This window comes from Actinocatenispora comari, from assembly GCF_017312725.1.
Taxonomy (GTDB): Bacteria; Actinomycetota; Actinomycetes; order Mycobacteriales; family Micromonosporaceae; genus Actinocatenispora; species Actinocatenispora comari.
In genome coordinates this window covers 51,739-60,250 of the sequence record NZ_BOPO01000016.1, presented here as the reverse complement: position 1 = coordinate 60,250, position 8,512 = coordinate 51,739, and the positions used below count along the sequence as shown (strand labels likewise).

Annotated in this window: 10 protein-coding genes and 1 pseudogene; 8 read left to right on the top strand and 3 right to left on the bottom strand. The window is 74.7% G+C overall.

Annotation, left to right across the window (positions count from 1 at the left end; genetic code table 11):
* Positions 1-692 (bottom strand): annotated as a pseudogene (locus NUM_RS06435) (hypothetical protein); the annotation flags it as partial.
* A 35-nt stretch (positions 693-727) separates the two neighbouring features.
* On the bottom strand, positions 728-1,429 hold the full coding sequence (locus NUM_RS06430) for an LON peptidase substrate-binding domain-containing protein (RefSeq protein ID WP_207123641.1): 702 nt from the start codon (positions 1,427-1,429) through the stop codon (positions 728-730).
* Between the two features lie 184 nt (positions 1,430-1,613).
* On the opposite strand from NUM_RS06430, the gene hisD reads away from it, so the two are divergent.
* The 8 genes from hisD to hisF all read left to right on the top strand — a co-directional run bounded on the left by hisD (position 1,614) and on the right by hisF (position 7,816).
* On the top strand, positions 1,614-2,963 hold the full coding sequence (gene hisD / locus NUM_RS06425; RefSeq protein ID WP_207123640.1) for a histidinol dehydrogenase: 1,350 nt from the start codon (positions 1,614-1,616) through the stop codon (positions 2,961-2,963).
* 41 nt (positions 2,964-3,004) lie between these two features.
* Positions 3,005-4,159: a histidinol-phosphate transaminase gene (locus tag NUM_RS06420; protein ID WP_207123647.1), complete on the top strand. Its 1,155-nt coding sequence runs from the start codon at positions 3,005-3,007 to the stop codon at positions 4,157-4,159.
* 53 nt (positions 4,160-4,212) lie between these two features.
* Positions 4,213-4,824 (top strand): imidazoleglycerol-phosphate dehydratase HisB, encoded by a 612-nt coding sequence (hisB, locus tag NUM_RS06415; protein ID WP_207123639.1) that lies wholly within the window; start codon positions 4,213-4,215, stop codon positions 4,822-4,824.
* A 235-nt stretch (positions 4,825-5,059) separates the two neighbouring features.
* The gene (locus NUM_RS06410) at positions 5,060-5,233 is read left to right on the top strand and encodes a hypothetical protein (RefSeq protein ID WP_207123648.1); all 174 of its coding nucleotides are present in this window, start codon (positions 5,060-5,062) and stop codon (positions 5,231-5,233) included.
* Positions 5,234-5,264: 31 nt separating this feature from the next.
* Positions 5,265-5,888 carry an imidazole glycerol phosphate synthase subunit HisH gene (gene hisH / locus NUM_RS06405; protein WP_207123638.1) on the top strand — a complete coding sequence of 208 codons (624 nt, stop codon included), beginning with the start codon at positions 5,265-5,267 and terminating at the stop codon, positions 5,886-5,888.
* A gap of 44 nt (positions 5,889-5,932) precedes the next feature.
* Positions 5,933-6,661: a bifunctional 1-(5-phosphoribosyl)-5-((5-phosphoribosylamino)methylideneamino)imidazole-4-carboxamide isomerase/phosphoribosylanthranilate isomerase PriA gene (gene priA / locus NUM_RS06400; RefSeq protein ID WP_207123637.1), complete on the top strand. Its 729-nt coding sequence runs from the start codon at positions 5,933-5,935 to the stop codon at positions 6,659-6,661.
* Positions 6,658-7,053, top strand: a complete 396-nt coding sequence (locus tag NUM_RS06395; protein WP_207123636.1) for a Rid family hydrolase — start codon at positions 6,658-6,660, stop codon at positions 7,051-7,053. Before priA ends, NUM_RS06395 begins: the two co-directional genes overlap by 4 nt.
* A gap of 1 nt (position 7,054) precedes the next feature.
* Entirely contained in the window at positions 7,055-7,816 is a 762-nt protein-coding gene (gene hisF / locus NUM_RS06390) for an imidazole glycerol phosphate synthase subunit HisF (protein WP_207123635.1), read from the top strand.
* Here hisF and yczE read toward each other — a convergent pair.
* Positions 7,801-8,406 carry a membrane protein YczE gene (gene yczE, locus NUM_RS06385; protein WP_207123646.1) on the bottom strand — a complete coding sequence of 202 codons (606 nt, stop codon included), beginning with the start codon at positions 8,404-8,406 and terminating at the stop codon, positions 7,801-7,803. The two genes, hisF and yczE, sit on opposite strands and share 16 nt — an antisense overlap.
* Positions 8,407-8,512 lie beyond the last annotated feature (106 nt).

Sequence of the window (8,512 nt, the reverse complement as noted above, 5' to 3'; positions counted from 1 at the left end):
GCGGCGCCGGGCGGGGCCGCAGGCTCCGGTGCGCCCGCCAGCGATCCGAGCGCCGGTGCGGCGCCGGGCGCCGGTGCCGCACCCGGTGGGTCGGTGGCCGGACCGCCGGCCCGACCCGACGACACCGTGCCGGGCGTCAGCTGGCCGGCCCCGCCGGCCGGCCTACCGGTGCCGTCCCCGGGCGGCGAGCCACCGCCGACGTTCGGTGCGCCCGGGTCGCCGCCCTCCGGCGGCGGGTCACCATCAGCGCCCGGGTCGCCCTCTGGTGGCGGGTCGCCATCGGCGTTCGGGTCGCCGTCGGGTGGCGGGTCGCCATCGGCGTTCGGGTCGCCGTCGGGTGGCGGGTCGCCATCGGCGTTCGGGTCGCCGTCGGGTGGCGGGTCGCCGTCCTCGTTCGGTGCGCCCGGGTCGGCTTCGGGTAGCGAGCCACCGCCCTCGTTCGGGGCGCCCGCGCCGCCGGCCGATCCTCGGTCGAACGGTGGCTCGTCGGCCTCCGGTACGGCCCGGCCGCCCGGTTCCGCGCAGTTTCCCGGGCCGGCGCGGCCGACCGGCTCGGACTGGTCGGCTGATCCCTTCGCGCCCGGCGGTTCGGCCGACGCGTTCCCGCCGCCGCCGGCGGACGCATCGCCGGCCGCGCCGATGGAGCCGGTCGACTGGCCGGACGCGCCCCGCCGATCCTGAGCGCGCCACATCGGCGCCCGGGGTCGGCCGATCGGGTGGACACCGGTCAGTTGACGCCAGCCGGTACCTGGAAGTCGGTGAGGGCGGCCGGCACCGCGGACAGCGCCGCGACCAGGCTGGTCTCCCGACGCAGCAGGCCGAGCTCGCCGCGGAGCCGGTGCGCCGCGTCCGGCTCGGCCAGCAACTTCTGCCGGTCGGCCACGGTCAGCGAGGCGCTCGCCGCGACCAGGTGCGACAGTACGGCCGGGTCGTCCGGCAACTGGTCCTGGGCCGCCTCCGGCGACAGCGCGTCCGGGCCGGCCACCTCGGCGAGCTCGCGCAGGTACCGGCGGAACGCGGCGAGCACGCTCGGCACCAGCGCCTCGGCCCGGCGCAGGTCGCCCGGGTCGGCCTGGTCCGGCAGCCAGTCGACGGAGGCCTGCAGGTACGGCGCGGATTCGGTGTCCACGTCCAGCACGGTGAACCGGCGGCGACCGACCGCGACCACGTCGTACCGCCCGTCCGGGTGGCTGGTGACCTGCCGCAACTGGGCACTGCAGCCGATGTCGTAGAGGCTGGTGTCGTCGTGGTCACCGGTCTCGGTGCCGCGCCGGATCGCCACCACGCCGAACTCGCGGTCGTCCTCGTCGGGCCGCCGCAGCAGGTGGGCCACCAGCGCGCGGTAGCGCGGCTCGAAGATGTGCAGCGGCAGCACGACCCCGGGGAACAGCACGGCCCCCAGCGGGAACAGGGGAATGGCGTCGGTCACAGTACCGAGCCTACGGGTTGCCGGCCGTCGAACCGAACGACCACGTGCTGCGTGCCTGGCCGGTTCCGGCCGGGTACGCCGGAATGTCGGTGCGGTCCGGGTCGCCGTTCCCGTCCCCGGCCGGTACCGGTCGTGGTGCGCTACACCACCGGTTCCCGCAGGTCGGGACGCCTAGACTTGACGCGTGCTGACTCGTGTCGACCTGCGCGGTACCACCACCGATCCGCGCGACGTGCTGCCCCGTGCCCAGCTCGACGTGGCGGCCGCGATCGAACAGATCCGGCCGACCGTCGAGGCGGTGCATCAGCATGGCGCGTCGGCGGTGCTGGCTGCCACCGAGCGGTTCGACCGCGTCCGGCCGCGCCGGCTGCGGGTGCCGGTGGAGGCCATCGCCGCGGCGGCCGGCACGCTGGACGACGCGGTCCGCGCCGCCCTGCAGACCTCGATCGACCGGGCCCGCGCGGTGCACGCCGACCAGCGCCGCACCGACGTCACCACCCAGGTCGTCCCGGGCGGTACGGTCACCGAGCGCTGGGTCCCGGTCTCCCGGGTCGGGCTGTACGTGCCGGGTGGGCTCGCGCCGCTGCTGTCCAGCGTGGTGATGAACGTGGTGCCGGCGCAGCTGGCCGGCGTGACCTCGATCGCGCTCGCCTCGCCGCCGCAGCGCGACACCGGCCTGCCGCACCCCGGCATCCTCGCGGCCTGCGCCCTGCTCGGCGTCGACGAGGTGTACGCGATGGGCGGCGCCCAGGCGATCGCCGCGTTCGCGTACGGCCTGCGCGCCGAGACCGCCGCCGACCCGGACGATCCGGGTGCCGGTGCGGCGAGCGGCTGGCTGCTGGAGCCGGTCGATCTGGTGACGGGGCCGGGCAACATCTTCGTCACCGCGGCGAAGCGGATGCTGCGCGGCGTGGTCGGCATCGACTCCGAGGCCGGTACCACCGAGATCGCGATCCTCGCCGACGACACCGCCGACCCGGTGCACGTGGCGGCCGACCTGATCAGCCAGGCCGAGCACGATCCGGCCGCGGCGAGCGTGCTGGTCACCGCGAGCGAGTCGTTGCTGGCGGCGGTGGAGGAGCAGCTCGCCGTGCAGGTGCCGGCGACCCGGCACCACGAGCGGGTGGCGACCGCGCTGTCCGGCAAGCAGTCCGGGGTGGTGCTGGTGGACGACCTGGACCACGGGCTGCGGGTGGTGGACGCCTACGCCGCCGAGCACCTGGAGATCCAGACCGCGGACGCGGCGCGGGTCGCGGCCCGGGTGCGCAACGCCGGCGCGGTCTTCGTCGGGGCGTACTCGCCGGTGTCGCTCGGCGACTACGCGGCCGGCTCCAACCACGTGCTTCCCACCGGTGGCTGCGCGCGACACTCCTCCGGGCTGTCGGTGCAGACGTTCCTGCGCGGCATCCACGTGATCGACTACTCGCAGCAGGCGCTGCGCGAGGTGGCGCCGCACGTGGTGGCGCTGTCGGCGGCCGAGGACCTGCCGGCGCACGGCCAGGCGGTCACCGCGCGGTTCGGCGGTGCGGGGTGACCGACGGCAAGACGACCCGCACCGGGTCGAGCGGCGGCGCGGTGACCGGTACCGGGTCGAGCGGCGGCGCGGCGAGCGGTGTCTCGCTGGCCGACCTGCCGCTGCGCGACGACCTGCGCGGCCTCGAACCGTACGGGGCGCCGCAGCTGGACGTGCCGGTCCGGCTCAACACCAACGAGAACTCCTACCCGGTACCCGACGAGGTCGTGGCGGCGATGGCCGCGGCGATCGGGGCGCAGCTGCGCGATCTCAACCGGTACCCGGACCGCGACGCGGTGGCGCTGCGCACGGACCTCGCGGCGTACCTGAGCGCCCGGCACGGCCGGTCCGTGGATGCGGCGCAGGTGTGGGCGGCGAACGGCTCGAACGAGATCCTGCAGCAGCTGCTGCAGGCGTTCGGCGGCGCCGGCCGCACCGCGCTGGGCTTCACCCCGGCGTACTCGATGCATCCGCTGATCGCACTGGGCACCGGCACCGGCTGGCTGGACGGGCCACGCACGGCGGACTTCGGCATCGACGCCGACGCCGCGGTCGCGCTGATCGAGGCGCGCCGGCCGGAGGTGGTGTTCGTCTGCTCGCCGAACAACCCCACCGGTACCGCGGTGTCGGTGGAGACGCTCGCCGCGATCGCCGCGGCGGCACCCGGCATGGTGATCGTCGACGAGGCGTACGCGGAGTTTGCCCGGCCCGGCACGCCGACGGCGCTGGAGTTGCTGGACGCGTACCCCCGACTGGTGGTGACGCGCACCATGAGCAAGGCGTTCGCGCTGGCCGGTGCGCGGGTGGGCTACCTCGCCGCGACGCCGGCGGTGGTGGACGCGCTGCAGCTGGTCCGGTTGCCCTACCACCTGTCGGCGCTGACCCAGGCGGTCGCCCGGGCGGCGCTGGCGCACGCGGACGCGCTGCTGACCACCGTGGATGCGCTGAAGATCCAGCGCGACCGGATCGTCGCCGAGCTGACCGCGATGGGGCTGCGGGTCGCGGCGAGCGACGCGAACTTCGTCCTGTTCGGCGGCTTCGCCGACGACGACCAGCGACGGGTCTGGCAGGCGCTGCTGGACGCCGGCGTGCTGGTCCGCGACGTCGGGCTGGCCGGCTGGCTGCGGGTCAGCGCCGGCACCCCCGCCGAGACCGACGCCTTTCTCACTGCGTTACGTTCGGTGCATCCGGTGGGTGTCGCCGCGCCGAGCGGGTGAGCCGGCGTGCCGACCCCGAATCCCGATCCGAACGCGAACCCGCGGAGCTGCGCATGACGAGGACCGCCCGGGTGGAACGCACCACCGGCGAGACCAAGGTGCTGGTCGAGATCGACCTGGACGGCACCGGTGGCGCCGACGTCGCGACCGGCGTCGGGTTCTTCGACCACATGCTCAACCAGCTGGCCAAGCACGGCGGCTTCGGACTGGTCGTGCACACCGTCGGCGACCTGGACATCGACGCGCACCACACGCTGGAGGACACCGCGATCGCGCTGGGGCAGGCGTTCGCGGCGGCGCTCGGCGACAAGGCCGGCATCCAGCGGTTCGGCGACGCGGTGGTACCGCTGGACGAGGCGCTGGTGCAGGCGGTCGTCGACCTGTCCGGCCGGGCGTACGTGGTGCACGACGAGCCGGCCGACCTGGCGCCGATGATCGGCCCGCAGTACCCGACCAGCATGACCCGGCACATCTGGGAGTCGTTCGGCAACAACGCGAAGATGACGCTGCACGTCAACGTGCTGCGCGGGGCCCGGCCGGGCCAGCGGCCGGACGCGCACCACGTGGTGGAGGCGCAGTTCAAGGCGGTGGCCCGGGCGCTGCGGCAGGCGGTCACCGCCGATCCGCGAGGCGGTGGTGTGCCCAGCACCAAGGGGCTGCTCTAGGCGGTGTGGTGCAGTCCGGCGTGCCGGCGGTTCCGCGACGTGCCCTACCGGCGGTCGGTGCGAGGTGGCCAGGGCGTGGCGCCCGCCACACCGCCCGCGGGTCCGGCCGCGGCCGGACCACCGACGGGATGCATGGCCTGCTATACAGGCGGGACGGTCCGGCCGGCGGCGCGGGTCGCGTGGCGGGGACACGAAGGGCCGAGGTGCCCGCGAGGAGCGGGCGGGAGGGACAGCAGTGCAGAGCATTCTGCCCATCGCGCTGTTCGCACTGGGCGGGGTCCTGCTCGGCGGCGCATGGTCGATGAAGCAGCAGGGCGGGTCCAAGGCGGTCCTGGTGGGCTTCGTGGTGCTGGCCGCGGTCGCGGTACTCGGCGGGGTCGTCTGGCTGCTGCCCAAGGGGACGTTCTGAAGCGCCCCGCCGGTCGGGAGAGAGGGAGTCAATGACGCGTCGGGTGGTGGTCCTCGACTACGGCTCGGGCAACATCCACTCGGTGCACCGTGCGCTGCAACGGGTGGGCGCCGAGGTGACGGTCGCGACCGATCCGGCCGAGGGCGTCGACGCCGACGGCCTGGTGGTGCCGGGCGTCGGGGCGTACACGCACTGCGTGAACCAGCTGGACGCGATCGGTGGCCGTTCGGTGGTGGCCGACCGGGTCGCCGCCGGCCGGCCGGTGCTCGGCATCTGCGTCGGGCTGCAGATCCTGTTCGACGCGGGCCGCGAGCACGGCATCCTGACCAAGGGCCTGGGTCTGCTGCCGGGCGAGGTCACCCGGCTGCTGGCCCCGCGGGTACCGCACATGGGCTGGAACACGGTGACCTGGCAGCCCGGCGATCCGCTGTTCGCTGGCCTGGACCCCGACTCGCGCTGCTACTTCGTGCACTCGTACGCGGCGCGGCCGTCCCGGTCGTTGCGCGCCGCCGGTGCCCGGATCGCGACCAGCGTGCACGGCGAGGTGTTCGTCGCCGCGGTGTCGCTCGGCGCGCTGTCGGCGACCCAGTTCCATCCGGAGAAGTCCGGTGACGTCGGTGCGACGTTGCTGGCGAACTGGGTGTCCGGGCTGTGACGCCGTCCACTGTGGACGGTCCTGACGAGGGGAAACGCTGCACGATGTTGACGCTGCTGCCGGCGGTGGACGTGGCCGACGGCCGGGCCGTCCAACTGGTCCAGGGCAAGGCGGGTTCGGAGCGGGTGTTCGGCGAGCCGCGCGCGGCCGCGCTGCGCTGGCAGCAGCAGGGGGCGAGCTGGATCCACCTGGTCGACCTGGATGCCGCGTTCGGCCGCGGCTCCAACGCCGAACTGCTGGCCGAGGTGATCGGCTCGCTGGACGTGCAGGTCGAGCTGTCCGGCGGGATCCGGGACGACGAGTCGCTGCGCCGGGCGCTGTCGACCGGCGCCCGGCGGGTCAACATCGGTACCGCCGCGCTGGAGGACCCGGACTGGTGCGACCGGGTGGTCGGCGAGTACGGCGACCGGGTCGCGATCGGCCTGGACGTGCGGGGGACCAGGCTCGCCGCGCGCGGCTGGACCCGTGACGGCGGCGAGCTGTACGACGTGCTGGCCCGGCTGGAGGCGGCCGGCTGCGCCCGGTACGTGGTCACCGACGTCAACTCCGACGGCATGCTGCGCGGTCCGAACCTGGACCTGCTGCGCGACGTCTGCGCGCACGCCACCGCGCCGGTGATCGCCTCCGGCGGGGTGTCCACACTGGACGATCTGCGCGCGCTGGCGGCGCTGGCGCCGGACGGCGTGGAGGGCGCGATCGCCGGTACCGCCCTGTACACCGGGGCGTTCACGGTCAACGAGGCGCTCGCGGTGCTGCGCGAGGCGGCGCAGTGACGGCGGCTCGCGTGTCCTCCGGCGGCCCGTGGGAGCAGCGGTACGGCTACTGCCGGGCGGTGCGCGCCGGTGACCGGATCGTCACCGCCGGCTGTACCTCCACAGTGGACGGTGCAGTGGCGCACCCGGGCGATGCGTACGCGCAGACCGCGACGGCGATCGCGATCGGGCTGGACGCGCTGGCGAAGCTCGGTGCCGGCCCGGAGGCGGTGATCCGCACCCGGATGTACGTGGTGGACATCGACGCTCACGCGGACGCGGTCGGCACCGCGCACGCCGCGGCGTTCGGTGCCGCGCCGCCGGCGGCGACGATGGTGCAGGTGGCCCGGCTGATCGACCCCGACCTGCTGGTCGAGATCGAGCTGGAGGCCTGGCTGGGCGAGGAGGGCTGACGTGACCATCGCGGTACGGGTGATCCCCTGCCTGGACGTCGCGGACGGCCGGGTGGTGAAGGGCGTCAACTTCACCAACCTGCGCGACGCGGGTGATCCGGTGGAGCTGGCCGCCGCCTACGACGCGGCCGGGGCCGACGAGATCACGTTCCTCGACGTGACCGCCTCGGCCGAGGACCGGTCGACCATGTTCGAGGTGGTGCGGCGTACCGCCGAGAGCGTGTTCATCCCGCTGACCGTGGGCGGCGGGGTGCGCACCGTGGCGGACGTGGACGCGCTGCTGCGCGCCGGCGCCGACAAGGTCGGCGTGAACACCGCCGCGGTGGCCCGGCCGGAGCTGATCGGCGAGGTGACCGAGCAGTTCGGCCGGCAGGTGCTGGTGCTGTCGGTGGACGCCCGGCGCAGCCGGCTGACCCCCAGCGGGTACGAGGTGACCACGCACGGCGGCCGCCGGGGCACCAACCTGGACGCGGTCGACTGGGCGGTAAGGGCGGCCGACCTGGGGGCGGGCGAGATCCTGCTCAACTCGATGGACGCGGACGGCACCAAGACCGGCTTCGACCTGGAGATGATCACCGCGGTACGGGCGGTGGTCGACGTTCCGGTGGTCGCGAGCGGCGGCGCCGGCGCCGCCGAGCACTTCCCGCCGGCGGTGGCGGCCGGTGCGGACGCGGTGCTCGCGGCGAGCATCTTCCACTTCGGCGAGGTCAGCATCGCCCGGGTCAAGCAGGAGCTCGCCGCCGCGGGTCACCCCGTCCGCTGACCGGCCACGGCCGGCGCCGGGACCGTCCACAGCGGAATCATCAGGTGCGCCAGCGGGCCGATGGACACGGCGTAGATCAGGGTGCCGAACCCGACCTGGCCGCCGAGCAGGAACCCGGCGGCGAGCACCATCAGCTCGATGCCGGTGCGTACCACCCGGACCGAGTGGCCGCGGGCGGCGAGCCCGGTCATCAACCCGTCCCGCGGGCCGGGGCCGAACCGGGCACCGATGTACATTCCGGTCGCGACGCCGTTGAGCGCGACGCCGGTCAGCAGCAGCACCCAGCGCAGCCAGAGCGGGTCCGGTGCCGGTACCACCTGCAGGGTGGCGTCCAGCGCCAGTCCGATCAGGACGGCGTTGCTGATCGTGCCGAGGCCGGGCCGCTGCCGCAACGGGATCCACAGCAGCAGGACCAGCACGCCGACCCCGATCACCAGCCAGCCGATCGGCAGCCCCAGCCGGCGGGCGAGGCCCTGGTGGAACACGTCCCACGGGTCCAGACCGAGCCGGGCCCGCACCATCAGCGCCGAGCTGGCGCCGTAGCAGACGAGGCCCACGTACAGCTGGATCAGCCGGCGCGGCAGCCGGATGCCGGTGAGGCGGGCGGCGAGGCGGCGGGTGGGCGTCGTCGCGGCTCGGGTGGCGGAGAGGGGCACGGTGTCCACCATGCAGGCCAGTTCGCGCCCCAGCTAGAGC